Raw genomic sequence first — 24,628 nt, forward strand, 5'->3', positions numbered from 1 at the left:
CGTGGGCTCACTCGCCCCCCATGTCGCGGTGCTCGACGTTGACCTGGATGCCCTCGCGGTCGGCGAGCCGTCGGCCGATCTCCTCCGAGATCGCGACCGAGCGGTGCTTGCCGCCGGTGCAGCCGACGGCCACGGTCAGGTAGCGCTTGCCCTCGCGCCGGTACCCGGCCCCGACCAGGTCGAGCAGCTCCAGGTAGCGGTCGACGAACTCCTCCGCGCCCTCCTGGGACAGCACGTAGTCGCTGACCTCCCGGTCGCGGCCGGTGAACGGGCGCAGCTCGGGGATCCAGTGCGGGTTGGGCAGGAACCGCACGTCGACGACGAGGTCGGAGTCCAGCGGCAGGCCGTACTTGTAGCCGAACGACAGCACCGTCACCCGGGTCGCGGCGTGCGCGCTCTCCTGGGCGAACGAGCCCTCGATCCGGGTGCGCAGGTCGTGCACCGACAGGTTCGAGGTGTCGACGACGAGGTCGGCGTCCTCGCGCAGCGGGCGCAGCACCTCGCGCTCGGCGTTGAGCCCGTCGGTGATGCGTCCGGCGCCCTGCAGGGGATGCGAGCGGCGGTTCTGCTCGAAGCGGCGCACCAGCACCGCGTCGGAGGCCTCCAGGAACAGCAGCTTCGGCCGGTAGCCGCGGCCGTCGAGGTCCTTGATCACGGCGCCGAGGTCGTCGGTGAACGCACGCGAGCGCACGTCCATCACCACCGCGATCCGGGCCACCTCGCCCCGGGCCCGCGACCCGAGCTCGACCATCGTGGCGATCAGCTCGGGCGGCAGGTTGTCCACCACGAACCAGCCCAGGTCCTCCAGGACCTTCGCCGCGGTGCTGCGCCCGGCCCCCGACAGGCCGCTGACCACCGCGACCTCGATCCCCGGGCCCGCGGCCGCCTCGCCGTTGTCCTCGGTCATGCCTTCTCCCCCTCGGTTCCGGCGTGCAGGGCCGCGACCACGGACTCAGCGGTCCGGCGACCGAAGCCGGGCACGCCGGCGATCTCGTCGACGTCGGCGGCGCGCAGCTTGCGCACCGACCCGAAGTGCTTGAGCAGCGCCTGTCTGCGGGCCGGGCCGAGCCCGGGGACCCCGTCGAGCGCGGACGCCGTCATGCCCTGCGAACGACGCTGGCGGTGATAGGTGATGGCGAACCGGTGCGCCTCGTCCCGGATGCGCTGCAGCAGGTAGAGCCCCTCGCTGGTCCGGGACAGGATCACCGGGTCGGTGTCGTCGGGCAGCCAGACCTCCTCGAGGCGCTTGGCGAGCCCGCACACCGCGACGTCGGTGATGCCCAGCGCGGCGAGCTCCGCCGCGGCCGCGTCGACCTGCGGCTTCGCCCCGTCGACGACGAGCAGGTTCGGCGGGTAGGCGAACTTCTTGGGCCGGCCGGTCTCGGGGTCGATCCCGGTGCGGACGGTGTCGCCCGGCGCGACCTCGCCGGAGCCCTCGGTGGGCGCGGGCTCGTCGGCCGTCTCGGCCAGGTAGCGGCGGAACCGGCGCCGCACCACCTCGGTGATCGAGGCGACGTCGCCCTCCGCCGCGGCGTCGCGGATCTCGAAGCGGCGGTACTCGGACTTGCGGGGCAGCCCGTCCTCGAAGACCACCAGCGAGGCGACGACGTTCGTGCCCTGCACGTGGCTGATGTCGATGCACTCGATGCGCAGCGGGGCCTGGTCGAGCTCCAGGTTCTCCTGGATCTCCTGCAGGGCGGCCGAGCGGGCGGTGAGGTCCCCCGCGCGGCGCAGCTTGTGCTGGGCGAACGCCTCCTTCGCGTTGCGTGCGACGGTCGCGGCGAGGTCCCGCTTGTCGCCGCGCTGCGGCACCCGGATCTGCACCCTGGACCCGCGCAGCCCGGTCAGCCAGCGCTCCAGCGCGGGCGTCTCGGCGGGCAGCACCGGGACCAGGATCTCCTTGGGCACCGGCTGGGCGGCGTCGTCGGCGGCGCCGGCGAGTGCGTGCTGCTCGCCGTAGAACTGGGAGACGAACCGCTCCACGAGCTGCTCGGTGTCGGTGGGCTCGACCTTGTCGACGACCCAGCCGCGCTGGCCGCGGACCCGACCGCCGCGGACGTGGAAGACCTGGACCGCGGCCTCCAGCTCGTCCTCGGCGAAGGCGACGACGTCGGCGTCGGTGCCGTCACCCAGCACCACGGCCTGCTTCTCCAGGGCGCGGCGCAGGGCGCCGAGGTCGTCGCGCAGCCGGGCGGCGCGCTCGAACTCGAGGTTCTCCGAGGCCTCGGCCATGTCGCGTTCGAGCCGGCGCACCATCCGGTCGGTGCGCCCGGACAGGAACTCGGAGAAGTTCTCGACGATCTCCCGGTGCTCGTCCGCGCTGACCTTGCCCACGCACGGGGCGGAGCACTTGTCGATGTAGCCGAGCAGGCAGGGCCGCCCGATCTGGCCGTGCCGCTTGAACACCCCCGTCGAGCAGGTGCGCGCGGGGAAGACCCGCAGCAGCAGGTCGAGGGTCTCGCGGATGGCCCAGGCGTGGGCGTACGGGCCGAAGTAGCGCACGCCCTTGCGACGCGGGCCGCGGTAGACGTGCAGCCGCGGGTACTCCTCGTGCATCGTCACGGCGAGCACGGGATAGCTCTTGTCGTCGCGGTAGCGGACGTTGAACCGCGGGTCGTATTCCTTGATCCAGTTGTACTCGAGTTGGAGGGCCTCGACCTCGGTCCCGACGACCGTCCACTCCACCTTCGACGCGGTGGTGACCATCTGCCGGGTGCGCGGGTGCAGACCGGACAGGTCGGCGAAGTAGGAGTTCAGCCGCTGCCGCAGGCTCTTGGCCTTGCCGACGTAGATCACCCGGCCGCGCGGGTCGGAGAAGCGGTACACCCCGGGCGACTCCGGGATCGTCCCGGTCGCCGGACGGTAGGTGCTGGGGTCGGCCATGGTGACTCCCAGGGTAGTTGCGGGCACCGACAGTCCCGGTCCGGCCCCGGTCTCGGCGCGGGCCCCGGACGAGGTGTAGGGACGCGTGTCGACCGGGGACCTCGCGCGGCGCCGCCGGAACTGTCGGTAGGGTCCGGTACACCTCGCCCTCGAACACGAGTTCGACCCTACCGAGCCCGAGGAGACCGCCGTGGCCACCGCGCAGGAGACCGGCCCCCGCACCGACACCGGCACCGAGATCGGCACCGCACCGGGTGAGCAGGTGCCCGGGGCCCGGCTGGACCGGATCCGGAAGCTGCTGGCGAAAGCGGAGCGGGCCGGCACGCCGGACGAGGCCGAGATCTACACCGACAAGGCGTTCGCGCTCATGGCGCGGCACGGGATCGACGAGGCGCTGCTGGCCGCGGCACCCGGCGCCGGGGCGCGGGCCGATCCGATCGGCCGGAGCCGGATCACCGTCGACAACCCCTACAGCGGGGCGAAGGCCCGGCTGCTGGGGTGGACGGCGGCGGCGCTGCGGTGCCGCTGGGTGATGCACGACCAGCGGGGCGGCTCGGTCGCCGCGGTCACCGTGTTCGGGTTCGCCTCGGACCGGGAGCGGGTGGAGCTGCTGTACACGTCGCTGCTGCTGCAGGCCACGGCCGCGCTGGCCGCGGTCCGCCCGCCGGACCCCGGCGAGTCGGTGGCGGCCTACCGGCGGTCCTGGATCTACGGCTTCGCGGGCCGGGTGTACGAGCGGCTGTGCGCGGCCGAGCGCTCGGCACTGGGCGAGACCGAGGCGGAGACCGGGCCGGCGGCGGCGTCGACCGAGCTGGTGCTGGCCGACCGGGGCGCCGAGGTGGACCGCGCCTACGACGCCGAGTTCGGCAGGCTGCGTCGCGCCCGCCGCCCGCAGGTGTCGGGCAGCGGGTTCCGGCACGGGGCCGCCGCGGCCGACCGGGCCGACCTGGGCGGCCCGGTCCTGGACCACCGGGCCGCGGCGCCGGGCATCGGCGCCTGAGCCGTCACTCGCCCAGGACGGCGGCGCGGTGCAGCGTGCGGAGCGTGCGGACGTGGCGCACGGCCAGACCACGGTCGACGGCCTGCACGGCCAGGACCGACTGGTACTCGTCGTCGGGCAGCTCCAGGCGGGCCGAGGCGGCGCCGTCGGGGAACGAGACGCCGTGCACGTCGGCCCAGTCGTACCACCGGGCGGTGATGACGTTGCGGACCTCGATGCCGTGGGAGTCGGCGCGCACCCGGGGCCGGGCCATGAGCAGCAGCCCGCCGGCGACGAACGCCCCGATGACCATCATCGCGACCTGGTCGGCCGGCTGGAAGATCACCCCGGTGTCCTCGGCGGGCATGTAGTAGGCCGCGATGAGGAAGAACACCATCACGCCGAGCGCGCTGAGCCAGGCCGTCCAGCGGATGACCCGCGGGCGCAGGGTCACCGCGTCAGGCCCGGGTCCGGTCCGGGGCCGGGTGTCGGGCGCTGCGGTGCCGGCGGTGGTGGCGTCGGGTGTGGTGGAGTCGGTCGGCTGCTCGGTCACTGGGGTCTCCCTGTGCTGACCCGGGTCGGGGTCACGGGCTGGTCGGGGCGCCGGCACGCAGGTCGCGCAGCGACAGCGCCGATTCGAGTGCGGCGGTGCAGGCCTCGGCGCCCTTGTCCTCGGCCGCGCCCGGCGCGCCGGAGCGGTCGACCGCCTGGTCCACCGTGTCGGTGGTGAGCACGCCGTTGCCGACCGGGGTCGACTCGTCGAGGGCGACGCGGGTGAGGCCCGCGGTGACGGCGTCGCAGACGTACTCGAAGTGCGGGGTGCCGCCGCGGACGACGACACCGAGCGCGACGACGGCGTCGTGGCCGCGGGCGAGCTCCTGGGCGATCACCGGGAGCTCGATGGTGCCGGGCACCCGGACCACGGTCGGTTCGACGCCGGCCTCGCGGGCCGTGGCGACGGCCCGGTCCAGCAGCCGGTCCACGATCTCGGCGTGCCAGCGGGCCGCCACCACCCCGACCCGCAGTCCGCTCGCGTCCAGCTGCGTGGCCCCGGAGGGCCGGCCTTCACCGCTCATGGGCCGATTCTCGCCTCCGGGTCCGTGGGCCGCAGCGGGGGGTCCGCCGACCGCGCTCGCCCGCGGTGCGCGGCGCCGGTCAGAGCGCCGGGTCGGCGACCTCACCGAGGTCGGGCAGGTCGTGGCCCATCCGGTCCCGCTTGGTCCGCAGGTACCGCAGGTTCTGCGGGGTGGCGCGCACCGGCATCGGCTCGCGGCCGACGACGCGCAGGCCGTAGCCCTCCAGCCCGGCGCGCTTGTCCGGGTTGTTGGTGAGCAGCCGCATCGACTTCACGCCGAGGTCGGCGAGGATCTGGGCGCCGATGCCGTAGTCGCGGGCGTCGGCGGGCAGCCCCATCGCGAGGTTGGCGTCGACGGTGTCGGCGCCGGCCTCCTGGAGCTGGTAGGCCTGCAGCTTGTGCAGCAGGCCGATCCCCCGGCCCTCGTGCCCGCGCATGTAGAGCACGACACCGCGGCCCTCCTTGGCGACGGACTCCAGGGCCGCGTCGAGCTGAGGGCCGCAGTCGCAGCGCAGCGAACCGAGGACGTCACCGGTGAGGCACTCGGAGTGCACCCGGACGAGCACGTCCTCCCCGTCGTCGGCGGGGGTGGCGACGTCGCCCATCACCATGGCGATGTGCTCGGTGCCGTCGAGGGTGCAGTCGTAGCCGTAGGCGAGGAAGTCACCGTGGCCGGTGGGGATCCGCGCGGTCGCGACCCGTTCGACGTGCTTCTCGTAGCGGCGCCGGTAGGCGATGAGGTCGGCGATGGTGATCAGGGTGAGGTCGTGGTCGGCGGCGAAGACGCCGAGCTCCTCGCCACGGGCCATCTCGCCGGTGTTCTTCTCCGAGACGATCTCGCAGAGCGCCCCCGCGGCGGGCAGGCCCGCCATCCGGGCCAGGTCGACCGCGGCCTCGGTGTGCCCGGGGCGGCGCAGCACGCCACCCTCGCGGGCCTGCAGCGGCACCACGTGCCCGGGCCGGACCAGGTCGTGCCGGTCGGACTCCGGGTCGGCCAGCGTGCGGATCGTGTGCGCGCGGTCCTGGGCGGAGATGCCGGTGGTGATGCCCTCCTTCGCGTCCACGGTGACCGTGTACGCGGTGCGGAAGGAGTCCCGGTTGGTGTGGTGCATCGGCGGCAGGTCCAGCCGGTCGCAGGCCTCACCGGTGATGGCCACGCAGACGTAGCCTGAGGTGTAGCGGACGGTGAACGCCAGCAGCTCCGCGGTCGCCTTCGACGCCGCGAAGATGAGGTCGCCCTCGTTCTCGCGGTCCTCGTCGTCCATCACGACGACCGGCTTGCCCTCGGCGATGTCGGCGATGGCCTTCTCGATCAGGGCGAAGCGCTCGGCCCGTTCCGAGGGCGACATCGCGGTGTGCGGGGCGTCCGGCAGCTTGCCAGCCCCCTGGTCTGCCGGGTTGACCGGCGACTCCGACGGCTCGCTCACCGGGCGGCCCCTTCCTGTCCGGACCCGGGCCCCTGCAGGTACCCCGCGGTCATGCGTTCCACGTACTTGGCGATCACGTCGACCTCCAGGTTGACCGGGTCCCCCGGGGCGCGCGACCCCAGGGTGGTCTCGGCCAGGGTCGTCGGGATCAACGCCACCCCGAACCCGTCCGGGTACACCGAGGCGACGGTCAGCGAGACCCCGTCGACGGCGACGGAGCCCTTCTCGACGACGTAGCGGGCGAGCTCGGCGGGCAGCGAGAAGCGGACCTCGTCGCTGCGCTCGCCGGGGGTGCGGGAGACCACGGTGCCGACGCCGTCGACGTGGCCCTGCACGATGTGGCCGTCGAGCCGGCCGCCGGCGGGCACCGCGCGCTCCAGGTTGACCCCGGAGCCGGGGCCGACGGCGCCGAGCGAGGTGCGCTTGAGCGTCTCGGGCACCAGCTCGAGGGTCAGCGTGGCCGCGCCCGGCCCGGTGACGACGGCGGTGAGGCAACAGCCGTTCACCGCGACCGACTCCCCGTGCCCGACCTCGGCGGCCAGGGCCGCGCGCACGGTCAGCACGACGACGTCGTCGTCGGTGCGGACGTCGACGACCTCGCCGACCTCCTCCACGATCCCGGTGAACATCGCCCGTCCCTCCTACTGCGGCACGTCCGGCCCGGTCGGGCCGGGTACCGGTCGTGCGTCGATGACCACGTCGTCGCCGGCGCGGTGGATCTCGTCCACGTGCAACCGCACGATGTCGGCGATCGTTACCACGCCCGCGTCGCCGAGGGCGTGCGGTCCCGCGCCGAGCAGGGCCGGGGCCAGGTGCACGAGCACCCGGTCGACGAGTCCTGCGGCGACGAAGGCACCGGCGAGGGTCGGTCCGCCCTCGAGGAGCACGTCCACCACGGTCCGGTGGTCGAGCTCGGCGAGCACCTCCCCCGGATCGCGGGTGCGGAGGTGGAGCACGTCGGCGGTGCCGTCCTCGTCGGTCCGGGCCAGCCGGGCGCCGGGCGGGACGTCGCGGTGTCCCACCACCACCCGCAGGGGCTGGTGGTCGAACAGGGTGCCGTCGGGCCGGCGGGCGGTCAGCGCCGGGTCGTCGGTCAGGACGGTACCCGTCCCCGCGACGATCGCGTCCATCCTGCGTCTCAGGTCATGGACCGTGGCCCGGGCGGCCGGCCCGGTGATCCAGCGGCTGGTGCCGTCGGCGGCGGCGACCCGGCCGTCGAGGGTGGTGGCGACCTTCCAGGTCACGTGGGGGCGACCGGTGCGCTGGCGGTGCAGCCAGCCGCGCAGCGGACCCCGGGCCACCTCGTCGGCGAGGGTGCCCAGTGTCACAGCGACTCCGGCGGCGCGGAGCCGGTCGAGGCCGCCCGCGGCGACCGGGTTGGGGTCGGCGACGGCGGCGTGCACCCGGGCGACGCCGGCCTCGAGGAGGCCGTCCACGCACGGCGGGGTGCGACCGGTGTGGTTGCACGGCTCCAGGGTCACCACGGCGGTCCCGCCCGCGGCGCGGTCCCCCGCCTCCGCGAGCGCGACCCGTTCGGCGTGCGGTCCGCCGGGCGGTGCGGTGGCGCCGGTGCCGACGACGACGCCGTCGCGGTCGAGGACCACGCAGCCGACCGCCGGGTTGGGGCTGGTGCTGCCGTGGACCTCGACGGACGCGGCGAGGGCGCGGCGCATGGCCGCGGCCGTGCGCTCGTCGGTGCCGGTCGGGCGGTCCACTGCGGTGTGCTCGGTCGCTCGGTCGTCCGCGGCGGGCTCAGTCGGCCCAGCGGTGCGGGGTCGCCCGGCGGACGCTGTCGCGCAGCGCGGCGACGGCGCGGCCCGGGTCCTCGGCGCCGTAGACGGCGGACCCGGCGACGAAGCAGTCGACACCGGCCTCGGCGGCCGCGTCGATGGTGTCGGCGTTGATGCCGCCGTCGATCTCGACGAGCACCGTGAGGTGCCCGGTGTCGACCAGGTTGCGGACGGTGCGGACCTTGTCGAGCACCTCGGGCATGAAGCTCTGTCCGCCGAAGCCGGGCTCGACGCTCATCACGAGCAGCGTGTCGTAGTGGCGGAGCACCTCGACCCACGGGTCGAGCGGGGTGCCGGGCTTGAGCGACAGACCGGCGAGGGACCCGGCGGCACGCAGGTTCTTCGCGAGCATGACCGGGTCGTGGGCGGCCTCGGCGTGCACGGTGACGTTGCGGGCGCCCGCCTCGGCGTAGCCCGGGGCCCAGCGGTCCGGGTCCTCGATCATCAGGTGGCAGTCGAGCGGGATGTCGGTGGCGGCGCGCAGGCTCTGCACGACCGGCAGACCGAGTGTCAGGTTCGGCACGAAGTGCGCGTCCATGACGTCGACGTGCAGCCAGTCCGCGCCGTCGCCGGTCCCGTCGCCGCGCACGGCGGCGGCCTCCTCGCCGAGTCGGGCGAAGTCGGCCGAGAGGATGCTGGGCGCGATCATCGGGTGCACGCGGAGCAGGCTACTGGCCGTGTCCCGGCGGCCTCGCACCCGTGGGCGAGGCCGCCGTCACACCGCGCTCAGTCGGTGAGCGGGCGGCGCAGCAGCGCCAGGAACATCGCGTCGGTGCCGTGCACGTGCGGCCAGAGCTGCACGGTCGGGCCGTCGCCGAGCCCGGGCATCCCACCGGGCAGGCAGGCGCGCGCGTCGAGCTGTTCGACGACACCGGCCGGGCCGGGCCGTCCCTCGCGGCCGACGATCCGGCCGACGACGCCCAGGGTCTCCGACACGTGCGGCGAGCAGGTGACGTAGGCGACGACGCCGCCGGGGCGGACGTGGCGCAACGCGGCGGTGAGCAGCTCGCGCTGCAGCCGGGTCAGCGTCGCGATGTCCTCGGGGCGGCGCCGCCAGCGGGCCTCGGGGCGGCGGCGGAGCGCGCCCAGCCCGGTGCAGGGCGCGTCGACGAGCACCCGGTCGTAGCCGCCGTCGGGCAGCGGGGCCTCCCGGCCGTCGGCGACGTGCACGGTGACCGGCAGCTCCGCCACGGACCGGCGGACGAGGTCGGCGCGGTGCTCGCTGGACTCGACCGCGTCCAGCGTCCCGCCCCGGGCGGCGACGAGCCCGCCCAGCAGCGACGCCTTGCCGCCCGGTCCGGCGCACAGGTCGAGCCAGCGCCCGGTGTCCTCGCCGAGCAGCTCGGCGCGGGCGAGCGCGGCCGCGACGAGCTGGCTGCCCTCGTCCTGGACGATCGCGAGCCCCTCGGCGACGGCGTCGAGCTCGCCGACGTCCCCGCTGCCCGGCTCCAGGTGCACCCCGTAGGGCGAGTACGGCGCCTGCTCACCGCCGGTGGCCAGGGCCAGCTCCTCGGCGGTGATCTCGCCGGGGCGGGCGAGCAGGTGCACCCGGGGCCGGGTGTCGTCGGCGGCGAGGGCGGCGGTCAGCTCCTCGCCGGTGCCGCCGAGCGCGTCGGCGAAGGCCTGTGCGATCCAGCGCGGGTGGGCGTGGCGCAGCGCGGCGTCGCCGACCGGGTCCTCGGCGGGGTCGGGCGCGAGGCGGTCGAGCCACTCGGCCTCGGTGTGCTCGCCGATGCGGCGCAGCACCGCGTTGACGAACCCGGCCGACTGCGACCCGTGGTCGGAGCGCACCAGCTCGACGCAGGTGGTGACGGCCGCGTGGTCGGGCACCCGGGTGCGCAGCAGCTGGTAGGCGCCCAGGCGCAGCGCGTCGAGCAGCGCGTGCTCGATCTTGGCCAGCGGACGGTCGGTGCAGGTGTCGATGATCGCGTCGAGCAGGCCCTGGGCGCGCAGGGTGCCGTAGCCGAGCTCGGTGGCGAGCGCGGCGTCGCGGTCGCGCAGCCGGTGGCGACGCAGGATGCCGGGCAGGGCGAGGTTGGCGTAGGCGTCGCGCTCGCGGACGGCGGTCAGCAGCTCGTAGGCCGCCTGCCGGGCCGGGTCGACGGCCGGGGGCCTGGTGGGGCCGCCGCGGCCGCGGGACGGGCCGGAGTTGCGGGGGCCGGAGGTGCGTTCGCGGCGGGGGCCGCGGTCGCCACCCCGGTCGCCGCCCCGGTCGTCGCGGCGCGGGGCGCCCCGGTCGTCCCGGGGGCTGCGGCGGTCGTCGCCGCGGTGCCGGTCGGGCCGGGGGCGGTCGCCCTGCGGCCGGTCGCCGCGCGGCCGGTCGTCACGGTCGTACCGCGGGCGGTCGCCGCCGGGGCGGCCACCCCGGGGGCGGTCGTCACGCGGGCGGTCGTCACGCGGGCGGTCGTCACGGCGGTCGGAACGGTCGCCGCGGGGGCGGTCCGCATCCCGCGGGCGGTCGTCGCGCCCCCGGAACGGCCGGTCGACGCGGGGTCGGTCGTCGCGCTGGCGGTCACCGCGCGGACGGTCACCGCCGTCGCGCGGGCACGCCGCGTCCCGGCCGGACCGGGACCGATCGGGCCGGTCGGAGTCGCGCCCACCACGACGCTCCTCGGATCCACCGGAACCGGGCCCGCCGCGCCGGTCGCCGGACCCCGATCCGGAGCCCGGGCCGCCGCCCCAGCCGGACCCGGCGCGCGGGCCGCGGTCGCCGCGCGACCGGTCACCGCCCGTTCGGTCACCGCCCGTTCGGTCACCGCCCGTTCGGTCACCGCCACGGTGCCGGTCGTCGCCGGAGCGCCGCTCGGGGCGGTCCGGCCGGTCGCGGTCGGGTCGGGGGTCCTGCTCGCTCACGTGGTCTCCTCGGCGGTGGTCCGCCGTGGCCGGGGTCCGGCCGTCGTCCGGGATGTCGGGAAGTCGGTGGGTGTCGGGAGGTCGGTGCGCCGGACCGGGCTGGGCGTCGGCGGTCAGCTGAGGTACTCGACGCCGTCGATCCGGGCGCCGCGGGCCCAGTCCGGCGCGGGCATGGACCGCTTGCCCTTCGGCTTCACCTCGCCCAGCTCGACCGGGACGGTCGCGGTCCCGGCCAGCACCCGGCGGCGTTCGACCCGCAGCTCCCCGGGCGCGAGCTCGACCTCACCGGTGCGCAGCGGGCGGACCGGGCCGAGTCCGAGGCGGTCCCCGCGGAACCCGCACCACGCGCCGGGCTCGGGGGTGACCGAGCGGATCAGCCGGTCCAGCGCCGCGGCCGGGGTGGTGAAGTCGGCGCGGGCGTCGGCGGTCGTGACCTTCGGCGCGAGCGAGACACCCTCGGCGGGCTGCGGGACGGCGGTCAGCGAGCCGTCGGCGATGCCGTCCAGGGTCGCGGCGAGCAGCCGGGCGCCGGACTCGGCGAGCCGGCCCAGCAGGTCCCCCGCGGTGTCGGTGGCACCGACGGTCTCGGTGACCAGGCCGTAGGTGGGCCCGGTGTCCATGCCCTCCTCGAGCCGGAACGTGGTGGCGCCGGTGACGTCGTCGCCGTGCCGGATCGCGGCCTGCACCGGGGCCGCGCCGCGCCAGGCGGGCAGCAGCGAGAAGTGCAGGTTGACCCAGCCGTGGACGGGGATGTCGAGCACCGGGCGGGGCAGCAGCGCGCCGTAGGCGACGACCGGTGCGCAGTCCGGGGCGAGCGCGCGCAGCGTGTCGAGGAACTTCGGGTCCGAGGGCTTCGCGGGCGTCAGCACCGGGATCCCGGCGGCGTCGGCGAGCTCGCCGACCGGGGAGCGGGTGAGCCTGCGGCCGCGCCCGGCGGGGGCGTCGGGGCGGGTCAGCACCGCGACGACCTCGTGGCCGGGGTGCTCCAGCAGCGTCCGCAGCGACGGCACCGCCGGGTCGGGGGTGCCGGCGAACAGCAGCCTCATCGAGCCTTGCCGAACATGGGGTGCGGGCTCGCCTTGACGACCGGCTCGGGCTCGCCGAACCAGGCGGCCTCGCGGATCTCGCGCATCGCCAGCTTGCGGGTGTCGGCGTCGAGCCGGTCGACGAACAGCACGCCGTCGAGGTGGTCGGTCTCGTGCTGGATCGCCCGCGCCAGCAGCTCGGAACCCTCGATCACCTGGGGCTCGCCGTGCATGTCCCAGCCCCGTGCGACGACGTGCAGCTTGCGCCGGCAGTCCCAGCCGAGCCCGGGGATGGACAGGCAGCCCTCCATGCCGAACTGCTCCTCGTCGCCGACGGCCTCCCAGGTCGGGTTGACCAGGTGCCCGGAGAAGCCGTCGCAGTCGTAGACGAACACCCGCTTGCCGACGCCGATCTGCGGCGCGGCCAGACCGGCGCCGCCCTCGTCGTGCATGGTGTCGGTCAGGTCGCTGACGAGCTTGCGCAGCTCCGCGTCGAAGTCGGTGACCTCGGTGGCGCGGGTGCGCAGGACCGGGTCGCCGAACAGCCGGACGGGCTGGATGGGCACGGGTTCTCCCTCGGGCGGACGAGTGCGGTGATCAGCGTTCCATTGTGCCACTGCGGCACCGCCGGTCCCGCCCGGTGTCGCGGCGGCGACCCGGTGCGCGCGGCTCAGTCGATCTCGTCGGGGTCGAGCCGGACCCGCACGGTCTCGGGGGCCTTGCGGGCGGTGCGCAGGGCCTGCGCGTCGTGCAGGGCCCTGGCCAGGTCGCGGCCGGCACGCCGGGGGACCCGCAGCAGCGCGCGTTCCCGGACCTCGTCGGCGGCGCCGTGGCCGGCCCCGGGGCGGTCCGGCGGGTCGATCTCGACCGGTCCGAGCAGCTCCACCCCCTCGGGCGGGGAGGGGTCGACGCGCCCGGTGCCGAGCACCGCGTCGCAGATCTCGGCGACGGCGGCGGGCGGCCCCTCCACCGCGGCCATCCGGACGGCCGGTGGGAACCCCACCTCGGCGCGTTCGGCGAGCTCGGCCTCGGCGTGCCCGGCCGGGTCCCAGCGCACCAGTGCCTGCACGGTCGGCAGGGACGCCTCGGCGACGACCACCACCCGTCCGCCGTCGGTGTGCGGGACGACCCCGGCGGCCGCGGCGAACCAGCGGCGCAGCGTCTCCTCGGCGACGCGCAGATCCGGCCGGGCGAGCATCGCCCAGCCGTCGAGCAGCAACGCTGCGCCGTACCCCGCCCCGCCGCCGCCCTCGACGACGGGCTCCGCACCCGGGGTGGCGACGACCAGTGAGGGCCAGGCCGGGACGGTGTCGAGGACCTCGGCGCCGCCGCCGGAGGTGCGCACGGTGACGCCGGGGAACGCGCGGCCCAGCTCTTCCGCGGTGCGCCCGGCACCGACGACCCCGGCCCGCAGCCGCCGCGACCCGCAGTGCCCGCAGCGGAACGCCGGCTCCGCGCGGCCGCACCAGCGGCAGGCGGGCAGGGCGCCCTCGGAGCCGGCGCCGGAGCGGGGCAGGCCGAGCGGGCCCGCGCAGTGCCGGCAGCGGGCGGCGTCGCGGCAGGTCGCGCACGCCAGGAACGGCAGGTACCCCGACCGCGGCACCTGCACCAGCACCGGGCGGCCGGCGCTCAACGCGGCGCGGGCGGCCTCGAACGCGACGCCGGGGACCCGGGCGGCGCGGGCGGCCGGGTCGCGCACGAGCTGGGTGTCGGTCTCGCCGATCGCGGTGACCCGCGGCATCCGGGCCCGCACGGTGGCGCGGTCGGCCGCGACCGGACTCGCCCAGCGGGTCTCGACGAGCACCTGTGCCTCGGCGGTGCGGGCGAACCCGGCGAGCAGCAGCGCGGCGCCCTCGCGGTGCGCACGCAGCACCAGCACGTCGCGGACCTGCGGGTAGGGGGCGCGGGGCTCGGAGTGGGAGTCGTCGCCGTCGTCCCACACGGCCAGCAGGCCCAGCTCGCCGAGCGGGACGAACGCCGCGGACCGGGTGCCGACGACGACCCGCACGCTCCCCCGCCGCACCGCCAGCCAGCGCCGGTAGCGCTCGGCGGGCCCGAGCTCCGCGGTCAGGGCCACCACCCCGTCCTCGCCGAGCAGCGCGGCGCACGCCGCGTGCAGCCGGGCCACGTCGCGCTGGTCGGGCACGACGAGCAGCGCCGAACGCCCGGCCGACCGGGTGGCGACGGCGGCCTCGGCCAACCGGGCCGCCCACTCCTCCCCCGGCAGTGCCTGCCAGACGGCGTGCGCGGCGCGTCCGCCCGCCAGCGCGTCGAGGAAGGCGCCGCCGCGCGGGTAGGCCTCCCAGCCCGCGCGGTCCACCGGGGCGGGGTCGGTCGTGGCGCGCTCGCGCGGGGTCTCGGCCTCGACGCGGGCGTGCCGGGCGGGCACCGCGAGGCGCAGGACGTCGGCCATCACACCGGCGTAGCGGTCGGCGACGGCGCGGGCCAGGCCCGCCACCTCGGCGGTGAGCACCGGTTCGGGCGAGACGACCTTGTCGACCCAGGCGAGCTTCCCGACGTGGGCCGTGTCGTCGGAGCGTTCCAGCAGGAAGCCGTCGACCATCCGGCCGGCGAACCGCACCCGCACCCGCACGCCGGGGACGGCGGCGTCGTCGAGATGGGTCGGGACGCGGTAGTCGAAGGTCCGGTCCAGGTGCGGGAGCGCGACGTCGACCAGCACCCGCGCGACCGGACGGACCGCGGCGGGCTGCCACTCCCCCCGGTTGCGCCCCGGGCGGCGGGCGCGGGCCGCCGGGGCCGGACGCGGAGAGCTCACGCCGAGGGTCTACCACGAGGCACCGACTCCCCCCGGAGACGCCCGTGGCCGCCGACCGCACGGTGCGGTCGACGGCCACGGGGCACGTGCTCGGCGGTCAGGCGCCGGCGACCGACTTCAGGGCCTCGGCGCGGGAGGTGTCCTCCCACGGCAGCTCGACGTCGGTACGGCCGAAGTGGCCGTAGGCGGCGGTCGGGCCGTAGATCGGGCGCAGCAGCTTCAGGTCGCGGATGATCGCGGCCGGGCGCAGGTCGAAGACCTCCTCGATGGCGGCCTGGATCCGCGCCGGGTCGACGTTCTCCGTGCCGAAGGTCTCCACGAACAGCCCGACCGGGGCGGCCTTGCCGATCGCGTAGGCGACCTGGACCTCGATCCGCCCGGCGAGCCCGGCGGCGACGGCGTTCTTGGCGACCCACCGCATGGCGTACGCCGCGGAGCGGTCGACCTTCGACGGGTCCTTGCCGGAGAAGGCGCCGCCGCCGTGGCGGGCCATGCCGCCGTAGGTGTCGACGATGATCTTGCGGCCGGTGAGGCCGGCGTCACCCATCGGGCCACCGAGCACGAACCGGCCGGTCGGGTTGACCAGCAGCCGCGGCTCCGACGGGTCCCAGCCGAGCGCCTCCACCTCGGGGGTGACGACGTGCTTGAGGATGTCGGGGGCCAGCATGCCGTCGAGGTCGACGTCCGCGGCGTGCTGCGACGACAGGACCACGGTGTCGAGCCGGACCGGCTTGTCGCCGTCGTACTCGATCGTGACCTGGGTCTTCCCGTCCGGGCGCAGGTAGGGCAGCGTCCCATTCTTGCGGACCTCGGTCAGCCGGCGCGACAGGCGGTGGGCCAGCGCGATCGGCAGCGGCATGAGCTCGGGGGTGTCCTCGCAGGCGTAGCCGAACATCAGGCCCTGGTCGCCGGCGCCCTGCTTGGCGATCTCGTCCTCGGCGGACTCGACGCGCTTCTCGTAGGCGGTGTCGACGCCCTGCGCGATGTCGGGCGACTGCGCGCCGATCGCGACGTTGACGCCGCAGGAGGCACCGTCGAAGCCCTTGGCGGAGGAGTCGTAGCCGATCTCGAGGATCTTGTCCCGGACCAGCTGCGGGATCTCGACGTAGGCGCCCGTGGTGACCTCGCCGGCGACGTGGACCTGGCCGGTGGTCACCAGGGTCTCGACGGCCACCCGGCTGCTCGGGTCCTGCGCGAGCATCGCGTCGAGGATGGTGTCGCTGACCGCGTCACAGATCTTGTCGGGGTGGCCCTCGGTGACCGACTCACTGGTGAACAGGCGACGGCTCGTGGTTGACACGCGCAGTTTCTCCATCCCGTTGGAAATGTTCTCCGCACCGGCGCGACGGCCCCGTCGCGCTCGCTCGGACGCACGCCCATGATCGCGGGCGCCCCTCGCCATGCAGGGTAGTGCAGACCGGCCGCCCGTACGGGACCACCTGCGACGAACTCACACACGGAGCGTGACGCGCCGTGGTAATGACGCTACTCAGTGTCGCCGGATGGGGTGATTGACCCTGCGCGCACGAATCGAACGGGGGTCGGCTCGTTGGGCCGGACAACACCTCGCACGCCCCGCGGGGTCGCCCACGAACGGATCCGCACGGTGGCCTCCCCGGCCCCGGCGGCACGGAGGTTGTTCCACGATGAAGCCGAACTCGCGACGCGTCGCTGCCGTCCTCGGCGCCCTGGCCGTGGCCGGCGTCACCACCATCGGGATCGTTGCCGGCACCGCGTCGGCCGCCGGTACCGGCACGTGCACCCAGAGCGTCAACGTCCGCTCCGAGCCCGAGACCGACGCCCCGATCGTCGGTGTGTGCGAGCGCGGGGAGACCACCTCGACCGGGGACACCCAGGACGGGTTCGTCGAGCTCCCCGAGTACGGCGGCTGGGCGATGTCCCGGTACGTCTCGACCTCCGGCACCGAGCGCTCCGGGTCCTCGGAGGACTCGCTGACCCCGAGCAGCAGCGAGCGGTCGACCCCGTCGACCTCGTCGCCGTCGACCACGAGCCCGCGGTCGACCTCCTCGGCGACGCCGTCCACCTCCACGCCGCGGTCGACCTCGTCGGCCACGCCGTCGTCGGACGAGGGGTCGGGCGAGGGGTCCGACTCGTCCTCCGGCGAGGCGACGCCGACCCGCAGCTCGTTCTTCGACGAGGACTGAGCCGGGGCCGTACGACGACGTGCCCGCACCGGAAGCTCTCCGGTGCGGGCACGTCGTCGTACGCGGGGCTCAGCGCAGGCGCGGGGTGACCGCGTCCCAGATGCGGGAGGCGAGCAGCGCCTTGGAGCCGAACGGCAGCTCCTCCTCGCCGCCGTCGCGGGCGAGCAGCCAGCCGGCGTTGTCCGCGGTCTCGAAGGCCTTGCCGTCGCCGACCGCGTTCACCACGAGCAGGTCGCAGCCCTTGCGGGCGAGCTTGGCGCGGCCGTGGTGGAGCACGTCGCCGTCGGCGTCGCCGGTCTCGGCGGCGAACCCGACCACCACCTGACCCGGCCGTGGCGGGTCGGCCACGAGCCCGGCGAGGATGTCGGGGTTCTGGGTCAGCCGCAGCGGCGCCGGCTCGGCGTCACCGCGCTTGATCTTGTCGACAGCCGTGTCGACCGGGCGGAAGTCCGCGACGGCGGCGGCCATGACCACCGCGTCGGCGTCGGCGGCGGCGCCGCGGACGGCGGCCTCCATCGCGACGGCGGTCCCCGCCGCGACGACGTCCACCCCGGCCGGGGCGCCGAGGTCCGCGGTGTGTCCGGCGACGAGCGTCACCCGGGCGCCGCGCTGGGCGGCGACCCGGGCCAGGGCCCAGCCCTGCCGGCCGGAGGAGCGGTTGCCGAGGAACCGGACCGGGTCGAGGTTCTCCCGGGTCCCGCCGGCGCTGACCACCACGTGGCGGCCCTCCAGGTCGCGCGGCAGCGCGTCCGGGCGCTCCAGCAGCAGCCGGGCCAGATCGACGATCTCGGCCGGGTCGGGCAGCCGGCCCTTGCCGGTGTCCGCGCCGGTCAGCCGGCCCGCTGCGGGTTCGATCACCACGGTGCCCCGGGCGCGCAGCAGCGCGACGTTGTCGACCGTCGCGGGGTGCTCCCACATCTCGGTGTGCATCGCGGGCGCCAGCACCACCGGGCAGCGGGCGGTCAGCAGCGCGGCGGTGAGCAGGTCGTCGGAGCGGCCGTGTGCCAGGCGGGCCATGAGGTCCGCGGTCGCCGGAGCGACGACGACGAGGTCCGCACCCTTGCCCAGGGCCACGTGCGGCACCTCGTGGACGTCGGAGAACACCCCGGTGGCCACCGGCCGCCCGGACAGAGCCTCGAACGTCGCGGCGCCGACGAACCGCAGCGCGGACTCGGTGGGGATCACCCGCACCGCGTGGCCGGACTCGGTCAGACGGCGCAGCACCTCGGCGCTCTTGTAGGCGGCGATGCCGCCGGAGACGCCGAGGAGCACCTCGGGAGGAGCCATCGAGAGGTCTTACTCGCCCTCGGTGTGCTCGAGCATCCCCGCCTGGATCTCGCGCATCGCGATCGACAGCGGCTTCTCGCGCGGGCCCGGCTCGACGAGCGGCCCGACGTACTCGAGCAGGCCCTCACCGAGCTGGGAGTAGTAGTCGTTGATCTGCCGGGCGCGCTTGGCCGCGTAGATGACCAGCGCGTACTTCGAGCTGACCTGGCCGAGCAGGTCGTCGATCGGCGGGTAGGTGATGCCCTCGGGGGCGGTGGAGGTGCCGGTGGGCGTGCTCACGTGGTGGACTCCTGAAGAACGAGGGGGACCTGGGGCACTCAGACGGCGCCGCGGTCGACCGCCAATGCTACCAACCGGCCGATCACGGCCTGCAGGTCGTCGTTGACGACCACCTCGTCGAACTCCCCCTGGGCGTCCATCTCCTCGATGGCGGTCCGCAGCCGGCGCTCGCGCTGCTCGGGGGTGTCGGTGCCGCGGTCGGTGAGCCGACGGGTCAGCTCCTCCATCGACGGCGGCGCGACGAAGACGGTGACGGCCTCGGGCACGACCCGTTTGACGGACCGGGCGCCCTGCAGGTCGACCTCGACCAGGACCGGACGGCCCTGGTCGAGGGCCTGCTGGACGGGTACCCGTGGCGTGCCGGAGCGCTGCAGACCGCCGTGCACCTCGGCCCACTCGAGGAGTTCGCCGCGCTCGATGAGCGCGTCGAACTCCTCGCGGGACACGAAGTGGTAGTCACGGCCGTCCACCTCACCCGGCCGCGGGGGCCGGGTCGTGGCGGACACGCTGAACAGCAGCTCCGGCAACGCCTCGCGCAGTCCCGCGACCACGCTGCTCTTGCCCACCCCGGACGGCCCGGCCAGCACGAGCAGCCGCCCGCGGTCGGGGCCGGTCCGGCCGGAGGACATGACGGAGGAGGTGTCGGTCACGGGACGCCCGGATCAGCTCGGGTAGCGCTCGAGCAGCGCCTTGCGCTGACGGTCGCCCAGGCCACGCAGGCGGCGGCTGGTCGCGATCTCCAGCTCCTCCATGATCTGCTGGGCACGGACCTTGCCGACGTTCGGCAGCGCCTCGAGCAGCGCCGAGACCTTCATCTTGCCGAGCACCTCGTCGGTCTCGGCCTTCTTCAGCACCTCCTCGAGGGTGGTGCCGCCGCGCTTGAGGCGGTCCTTCAGCTCGGCCCGGGCCCGGCGCGCGGCCGCAGCCTTCTCCAGCGCGGCGGCGCGCTGTTCCTCGGTCAGCTGGGGAAGGGCCACGGTTGGTTCCTCCGTACTTTCCTGTGTCGTTCTCGTCGTTCTCGCCGCCGTGATCCCGGCTCGCGCCGGGGTGTCGCGTCAGCGATCGGGCGGCGGGTCGCACCTACCCGTCCGGGGGACGTCCCGGCTGGTGCGATCGAACGTACCCACGACCTCCACGGAAGCGTCAATGGGGGTCCCACCTCCGGTTTCGGCCGTGCGGAGGTGATCAACGGCACGCCGGCGGTCCCGCCACACCACCGCCACCCGGCTCCGCCGGACGGCGGGTCGGCGCAGTGGGCGTGCCGGAGGTGCACCCCACCGACACGGTCGGGCGCGCCCGATCGACGTCCCGGTGCGCCGGGGGGCTCCCGACCGGCACGACGGACCGCCGGACGCCCTCCCGGCGCGTCCGGCGTCGCCGACGGCCACGGCCGCGGTCGGTGAGCGGACCGGTGCCGGACGTGGCACCGGTCCCCCGCACACCGACGTCGGCCGGTCCGGTTCAGTGCGATCCGGCGGTCGCCGAGGCCAGCTCCTCGCTCAGGGCGTGCGCGGCGTCACGCAGCGCGGACGGGTCGGGGCCCGCCCGGAGCACCCCGCGGGCCGACACCGGCAGCACCGGGCCCGTGGTGCCCGCGAACCGCGCCACCACGTCGGCCGGGCTCGCGCCCTGGGCGCCGAGCCCGGGCACCAGCACCGGACCGTTCAGCGCGCTCAGGTCCAGGCCGTGGTCGTGGGTGCCGCCGACGACGACCCCCACCGCCCCGCCGGGCTGTGCGCCGGCGTTGCGCGCGGCGGCCTCGTCGACCATCTGCTGGGCGACGGACACCCCGCCCGGCGCCGTGGCGCACTGCACCGCGGCACCGTCCGGGTTGGACGTCCGGGCCAGCACGAACACCCCGCGCCCGGCCTCGTCGGCCGCGGTCAGGGCCGGTTCCAGCGACCCGAACCCCAGGTAGGGCGACAACGTGAGCGCGTCAGCCCCGAGCGGCGCGCCGACGCGCAGGTAGGCGTCGGCGTAGCCGTCCATGGTGGAGCCGATGTCGCCGCGCTTGGCGTCGAGCAGGGTCAGGGTGCCCGTGCCCGCGTACCCGGCGAGCAGCCGCTCCAGCACCGCGACGCCCGCCGAGCCGTGCCGCTCGAAGAACGCCGACTGCGGCTTCACCACCGACACCGCCCCGGCGAACGCGGTGTGGCAGCGGTCGGCGAACGCGGCGAGGCCGTCGGCGTCGTCGGTGAGGTCCCAGGCCGCCAGCAGGGCCGGGTGCGGGTCGATCCCGACGCACAGCGGCCCGTGGGCGGCAACGGCCTCGCCGAGCCGGGCGGCGATGCTCACGCCTTGGCCTTCAGCGCCGCGTGCGCCTGCTGCAGCGACCGCACACCGAGCCCGCCCGAGGCGAGCGCCTCGATGCCCTGCACCGCGGCCGCGGTCCCCTGCACCGTGGTGATGCACGGGACACCGCGGGACACCGCGGCGGCGCGGATCTCGTAGCCGTCCACCCGCGGGCCGGGGTTCCCGACCGGGGTGTTGACGATCAGGTCGACGTCACCGGCGAGGATGGTGTCGACGATCGTGGGGGTGTCCGGGCCGGATCCCTCGCTGTGCTTGCGCACCACGGTGACGTCGATCCCGTTGCGGCGCAGCATCTCCGCGGTGCCCTCGGTGGCCAGGACCTGGAAGCCCATGTCGGCCAGGCGACGGATCGGGAAGACCATCGCCCGCTTGTCGCGGTCGGCGATCGACACGAACACCGTGCCCGAGGTGGGCAGCGAGCCGTAGGCGGCGGCCTGGGACTTGGCGAAGGCCGGACCGAAGGCGGAGTCGAAGCCCATGACCTCGCCGGTGGACTTCATCTCCGGGCCGAGCAGCGGGTCGACGCCCTGGCCCGCGGTGTTGCGGAACCGGTTGAACGGCAGCACCGCCTCCTTGACCGCGACCGGGGAGTCGGCGGGCAGCGCTCCGCCGTCGCCGGTGGCCGGGAGCAGGCCCTCGGCGCGCAGCTCGGCGATGGTGGCACCGAGCATGATCCGGGCGGCGGCCTTGGCCAGCGGCACCGACGTCGCCTTGGACACGAACGGCACCGTCCGCGACGCCCGCGGGTTGGCCTCCAGCACGTAGAGCACGTCGCCGTGCAGGGCGTACTGGACGTTGAGCAGCCCGCGCACGCCGACGCCGTGCGCGATGGCGGCGGTGGCCTCGCGGACCTTCGCCAGGACCGAGGAGCCCAGCGTGATCGGCGGCAGCGTGCAGGAGGAGTCACCGGAGTGGACCCCGGCCTCCTCGATGTGCTCCATGACCCCGCCGAGGTAGATCTCCTCACCGTCGCACAGGGCGTCGACGTCGATCTCGATGGCGTCGTCGAGGAACTTGTCGACCAGCACCGGGCGGTCCGGGGAGATGGTGGTGGCGCGGGCGATGTAGCCGGCCAGGGTCGCCTCGTCGTAGACGATCTCCATGCCGCGTCCACCGAGCACGTAGGACGGCCGCACGAGCACCGGGTAGCCGATCCGCGAGGCGATCCCCCTGGCCTGCTCGAAGGAGGTGGCCATGCCGAACTCCGGGGCGGGCAGGCCGGCCTTGTGCAGGACCTCGCCGAACGCGCCGCGGTCCTCGGCCAGGTCGATCGCGGCCGCGGACGTCCCGACGACCGGCACCCCGGCGTCGGTGAGGCGCTGGGCGAGCCCCAGCGGGGTCTGCCCGCCGAGCTGCACGATGACCCCGGCGACGGTGCCGGAGGCCTGCTCGGCGTGCACGACCTCCAGGACGTCCTCGAAGGTCAGCGGCTCGAAGTAGAGGCGGTCGGCGGTGTCGTAGTCGGTGGACACCGTCTCCGGGTTGCAGTTGACCATGACGGTCTCGAACCCGGCGGCGCGCAGCGCCATGACCGCGTGCACGCAGGAGTAGTCGAACTCGATGCCCTGCCCGATGCGGTTCGGGCCGGAGCCGAGGATCAGCACCTTCGGCTTCTCGGTCTGCGGGGCGATCTCCGACTCGGCCGCGGGGTCGGTCTCGTAGGCCGAGTAGTGGTAGGGCGTCTTCGCCGCGAACTCGGCGGCACAGGTGTCGACGGTCTTGTAGACCGGCCGGATGCCGAGGCGGTGGCGCAGGGTGCGCACGCCGTCCTCGCCGGCGAACTCGGGGCGCACGGCGGCGAGCTGGCGGTCGGACAGGCCGTGGCGCTTGGCCCGGCGCAGCAGGTCGGCGTCGAGGACGGGTGCGGCCTCGAGCTCGGCGCGGATCTCCCCCAGCAGCGCGATCTGGTCGACGAACCAGGGGTCGATGCCGGAGGCCTTGGCGACGTCGTCGACCGACTGGCCGCTGCGCAGGGCGCGCTCGACCTCGTAGATGCGGCCGTCGACCGGGACGGTGTACTCCGGCTCGCCCTCGGGGTCGGGGGCGGTCCAGAAACCGGCCCGGTCCCGCTCCATCGAGCGCAGTGCCTTGCCCAGCGCCTCGGGGAACGAGCGGCCCAGCGCCATCGCCTCGCCGACCGACTTCATGGTCGTGGTCAGCTCGGGGTCGGCGCCGGGGAACTTCTCGAAGGCGAACCGCGGGATCTTGACCGCGACGTAGTCCAGCGACGGCTCGAACGCGGCAATGGTCTCGCCGGTGATGTCGTTGCGGATCTCGTCGAGGGTGTAGCCGACGGCGAGCTTCGCGGCGATCTTGGCGATCGGGAAGCCGGTGGCCTTCGACGCCAGCGCGGAGGACCGCGAGACGCGCGGGTTCATCTCGATCACGACCAGGCGCCCGGTCTCGGGGTGGATCGCGAACTGGATGTTGCAGCCACCGGTGTCGACGCCGACGGCCCGCAGCACGGCGATGCCGACGTCGCGCATGTGCTGGTACTCGCGGTCGGTCAGCGTCATCGCCGGGGCGACGGTGATCGAGTCACCGGTGTGCACGCCCATCGGGTCGATGTTCTCGATCGAGCAGATGACGACCACGTTGTCGTGGTGGTCGCGCATGAGCTCGAGCTCGTACTCCTTCCAGCCGAGCACCGACTCCTCGATGAGGACCTCGGTGACCGGGGAGGCGTCGAGCCCGGCGCCGGCGAGGCGCTCCAGGTCCTGCGCCGAGTGCGCCATGCCCGAGCCGAGACCGCCCATGGTGAACGACGGCCGGATGACCACCGGCAGGCCGAGCTCGTCGGCGGCGGCGCGGACCTCCTCCATCGAGTGGCAGACCCGCGAGCGGGGGACGTCGCCGCCGACCCCGATGACGATGTCCTTGAACTTGAGCCGGTCCTCGCCGCGCTCGATGGCGTCGACGTCGGCGCCGATCAGCTCGACGCCGTGCCGCTCCAGGGCGCCGTTCTCGTGCAGCGCGATCGCGGTGTTGAGCGCGGTCTGCCCGCCCAGGGTCGCGAGCATCGCGGTGACCGGGGTGCCGTTGTCGCGCTCGGCGGCGATCACCTTCTCGACGAACTCCGGGGTGATCGGCTCGACGTAGGTGGCGTCGGCGAACTCCGGGTCGGTCATGATCGTCGCCGGGTTGGAGTTGACCAGCGAGACCCGGATGCCCTCGGCCTGCAGCACCCGGCACGCCTGGGTGCCGGAGTAGTCGAACTCGCAGGCCTGGCCGATCACGATCGGCCCGGAGCCGATCACCATGACGTGGTCGATGTCGTCGCGGCGGGGCATCAGTGGTCCTCCTGCCGGGCCTGGTCGTGCCGGTCCGGGTGCTGCGGGGTGGATGGGGCTGCGTGGGGCGGCGGCCACGGGCGGTCGTCGACGGGCCGGGCGCGGCCGGACACCGGGTCGGCGCCCGGTGCCGGGTCGGCCGGGACGTCCGCCGCGTCCGGGTCCGCGGTGGCGCCCGGGTGGGCGGGTGTGCCGCCGTCGCGGCGCAGCGCGTCCTCGATGTCGGAGAACGGCGCCGTCAGCGGGTCCGGGGTGGCGGGACGACCGAGGGCGGGCATCCGGCTGGTGGGCGGCTCGACCTCGTCGCGGCCGGAGACCGGGGTCCCGGTCGGCGGGGTGACGGGCAGCCGGGTGGTGTGCTCGTCGGCAGGATGCTCGACGGCCGCCGGGCCGGGCCGGACCCCGCCGTGCGGGACCTCCGGGCTGCCCGGCTCGAACCCGCCCGCGGCCGGGGCCGGGCCCGGTGACGGAGCGGGCGGGGTGGGC

20 protein-coding genes and 1 pseudogene are annotated in these 24,628 nt (G+C 75.2%); 2 read left to right on the forward strand and 19 right to left on the reverse strand.

Annotated elements, in window-relative coordinates:
• Positions 1 to 7: 7 nt before the first annotated feature.
• Both rapZ and uvrC read right to left on the reverse strand, forming a co-directional pair.
• A complete protein-coding gene (rapZ, locus tag Ae505Ps2_RS23325; protein WP_075553991.1) occupies positions 8 to 907 on the reverse strand; it encodes an RNase adapter RapZ in 900 nt (299 codons plus the stop codon).
• Positions 904 to 2,883: an excinuclease ABC subunit UvrC gene (gene uvrC, locus Ae505Ps2_RS23330; protein WP_075553992.1), complete on the reverse strand. Its 1,980-nt coding sequence runs from the start codon at positions 2,881 to 2,883 to the stop codon at positions 904 to 906. Before uvrC ends, rapZ begins: the two co-directional genes overlap by 4 nt.
• 190 nt (positions 2,884 to 3,073) lie before the next feature.
• On the opposite strand from uvrC, the gene Ae505Ps2_RS23335 reads away from it, so the two are divergent.
• Positions 3,074 to 3,883: a DUF2786 domain-containing protein gene (locus Ae505Ps2_RS23335; RefSeq protein WP_349289838.1), complete on the forward strand. Its 810-nt coding sequence runs from the start codon at positions 3,074 to 3,076 to the stop codon at positions 3,881 to 3,883.
• A 4-nt stretch (positions 3,884 to 3,887) separates the two neighbouring features.
• Here Ae505Ps2_RS23335 and Ae505Ps2_RS23340 read toward each other — a convergent pair whose 3' ends face one another.
• The 11 genes and pseudogenes from Ae505Ps2_RS23340 to metK all read right to left on the reverse strand — a co-directional run bounded on the left by Ae505Ps2_RS23340 (position 3,888) and on the right by metK (position 16,108).
• Positions 3,888 to 4,415, reverse strand: coding sequence for a PH domain-containing protein (locus tag Ae505Ps2_RS23340; protein ID WP_233147556.1), 528 nt, complete (start codon positions 4,413 to 4,415; stop codon positions 3,888 to 3,890).
• 31 nt (positions 4,416 to 4,446) lie between these two features.
• On the reverse strand, positions 4,447 to 4,938 hold the full coding sequence (gene ribH, locus Ae505Ps2_RS23345; protein WP_075553993.1) for a 6,7-dimethyl-8-ribityllumazine synthase: 492 nt from the start codon (positions 4,936 to 4,938) through the stop codon (positions 4,447 to 4,449).
• Between the two features lie 79 nt (positions 4,939 to 5,017).
• Positions 5,018 to 6,286, reverse strand: a complete 1,269-nt coding sequence (locus tag Ae505Ps2_RS23350; protein WP_043277925.1) for a bifunctional 3,4-dihydroxy-2-butanone-4-phosphate synthase/GTP cyclohydrolase II — start codon at positions 6,284 to 6,286, stop codon at positions 5,018 to 5,020.
• A gap of 74 nt (positions 6,287 to 6,360) precedes the next feature.
• Positions 6,361 to 6,993 (reverse strand): riboflavin synthase, encoded by a 633-nt coding sequence (locus tag Ae505Ps2_RS23355; protein ID WP_020623632.1) that lies wholly within the window; start codon positions 6,991 to 6,993, stop codon positions 6,361 to 6,363.
• Positions 6,994 to 7,005: 12 nt separating this feature from the next.
• The gene (ribD, locus tag Ae505Ps2_RS23360) at positions 7,006 to 8,037 is read right to left on the reverse strand and encodes a bifunctional diaminohydroxyphosphoribosylaminopyrimidine deaminase/5-amino-6-(5-phosphoribosylamino)uracil reductase RibD (protein WP_075311723.1); all 1,032 of its coding nucleotides are present in this window, start codon (positions 8,035 to 8,037) and stop codon (positions 7,006 to 7,008) included.
• A gap of 79 nt (positions 8,038 to 8,116) precedes the next feature.
• The gene (gene rpe / locus Ae505Ps2_RS23365; protein WP_075311721.1) at positions 8,117 to 8,803 is read right to left on the reverse strand and encodes a ribulose-phosphate 3-epimerase; all 687 of its coding nucleotides are present in this window, start codon (positions 8,801 to 8,803) and stop codon (positions 8,117 to 8,119) included.
• A gap of 77 nt (positions 8,804 to 8,880) precedes the next feature.
• A pseudogene (locus Ae505Ps2_RS33675) lies at positions 8,881 to 10,296 on the reverse strand (RsmB/NOP family class I SAM-dependent RNA methyltransferase); the annotation flags it as partial.
• Between the two features lie 824 nt (positions 10,297 to 11,120).
• Entirely contained in the window at positions 11,121 to 12,053 is a 933-nt protein-coding gene (fmt, locus tag Ae505Ps2_RS23375) for a methionyl-tRNA formyltransferase (RefSeq protein WP_075306100.1), read from the reverse strand.
• Positions 12,050 to 12,598 carry a peptide deformylase gene (gene def / locus Ae505Ps2_RS23380; RefSeq protein WP_075306098.1) on the reverse strand — a complete coding sequence of 183 codons (549 nt, stop codon included), beginning with the start codon at positions 12,596 to 12,598 and terminating at the stop codon, positions 12,050 to 12,052. The genes fmt and def overlap by 4 nt, the downstream gene beginning before the upstream one ends.
• A gap of 104 nt (positions 12,599 to 12,702) precedes the next feature.
• A complete protein-coding gene (locus Ae505Ps2_RS23385) occupies positions 12,703 to 14,808 on the reverse strand; it encodes a primosomal protein N' (protein WP_075306096.1) in 2,106 nt (701 codons plus the stop codon).
• Positions 14,809 to 14,905: 97 nt separating this feature from the next.
• A complete protein-coding gene (gene metK, locus Ae505Ps2_RS23390) occupies positions 14,906 to 16,108 on the reverse strand; it encodes a methionine adenosyltransferase (protein ID WP_233147557.1) in 1,203 nt (400 codons plus the stop codon).
• Between the two features lie 346 nt (positions 16,109 to 16,454).
• Here metK and Ae505Ps2_RS23395 point away from each other — a divergent pair, with 346 nt between their 5' ends.
• Positions 16,455 to 16,973 (forward strand): SH3 domain-containing protein, encoded by a 519-nt coding sequence (locus tag Ae505Ps2_RS23395; protein WP_060711960.1) that lies wholly within the window; start codon positions 16,455 to 16,457, stop codon positions 16,971 to 16,973.
• Positions 16,974 to 17,042: 69 nt separating this feature from the next.
• Here Ae505Ps2_RS23395 and coaBC read toward each other — a convergent pair whose 3' ends face one another.
• The 6 genes from coaBC to carB all read right to left on the reverse strand — a co-directional run bounded on the left by coaBC (position 17,043) and on the right by carB (position 24,142).
• Positions 17,043 to 18,260 (reverse strand): bifunctional phosphopantothenoylcysteine decarboxylase/phosphopantothenate--cysteine ligase CoaBC, encoded by a 1,218-nt coding sequence (gene coaBC / locus Ae505Ps2_RS23400; protein ID WP_075306094.1) that lies wholly within the window; start codon positions 18,258 to 18,260, stop codon positions 17,043 to 17,045.
• Positions 18,261 to 18,269: 9 nt separating this feature from the next.
• Positions 18,270 to 18,539, reverse strand: a complete 270-nt coding sequence (gene rpoZ, locus Ae505Ps2_RS23405; RefSeq protein ID WP_020627644.1) for a DNA-directed RNA polymerase subunit omega — start codon at positions 18,537 to 18,539, stop codon at positions 18,270 to 18,272.
• 38 nt (positions 18,540 to 18,577) lie between these two features.
• Complete coding sequence (gene gmk, locus Ae505Ps2_RS23410) at positions 18,578 to 19,168, reverse strand: guanylate kinase (RefSeq protein ID WP_075311717.1); 591 nt, start codon at positions 19,166 to 19,168, stop codon at positions 18,578 to 18,580.
• A 33-nt stretch (positions 19,169 to 19,201) separates the two neighbouring features.
• Entirely contained in the window at positions 19,202 to 19,516 is a 315-nt protein-coding gene (mihF, locus tag Ae505Ps2_RS23415; protein ID WP_020627642.1) for an integration host factor, actinobacterial type, read from the reverse strand.
• Positions 19,517 to 20,000: 484 nt separating this feature from the next.
• Positions 20,001 to 20,834: an orotidine-5'-phosphate decarboxylase gene (gene pyrF / locus Ae505Ps2_RS23420; protein ID WP_075306092.1), complete on the reverse strand. Its 834-nt coding sequence runs from the start codon at positions 20,832 to 20,834 to the stop codon at positions 20,001 to 20,003.
• Positions 20,831 to 24,142 carry a carbamoyl-phosphate synthase large subunit gene (gene carB / locus Ae505Ps2_RS23425; protein WP_075306090.1) on the reverse strand — a complete coding sequence of 1,104 codons (3,312 nt, stop codon included), beginning with the start codon at positions 24,140 to 24,142 and terminating at the stop codon, positions 20,831 to 20,833. Before carB ends, pyrF begins: the two co-directional genes overlap by 4 nt.
• Positions 24,143 to 24,628 lie beyond the last annotated feature (486 nt).

The organism is Pseudonocardia sp. Ae505_Ps2 (genome assembly GCF_001932425.1).
In the GTDB taxonomy this organism is placed as follows: domain Bacteria; phylum Actinomycetota; class Actinomycetes; order Mycobacteriales; family Pseudonocardiaceae; genus Pseudonocardia.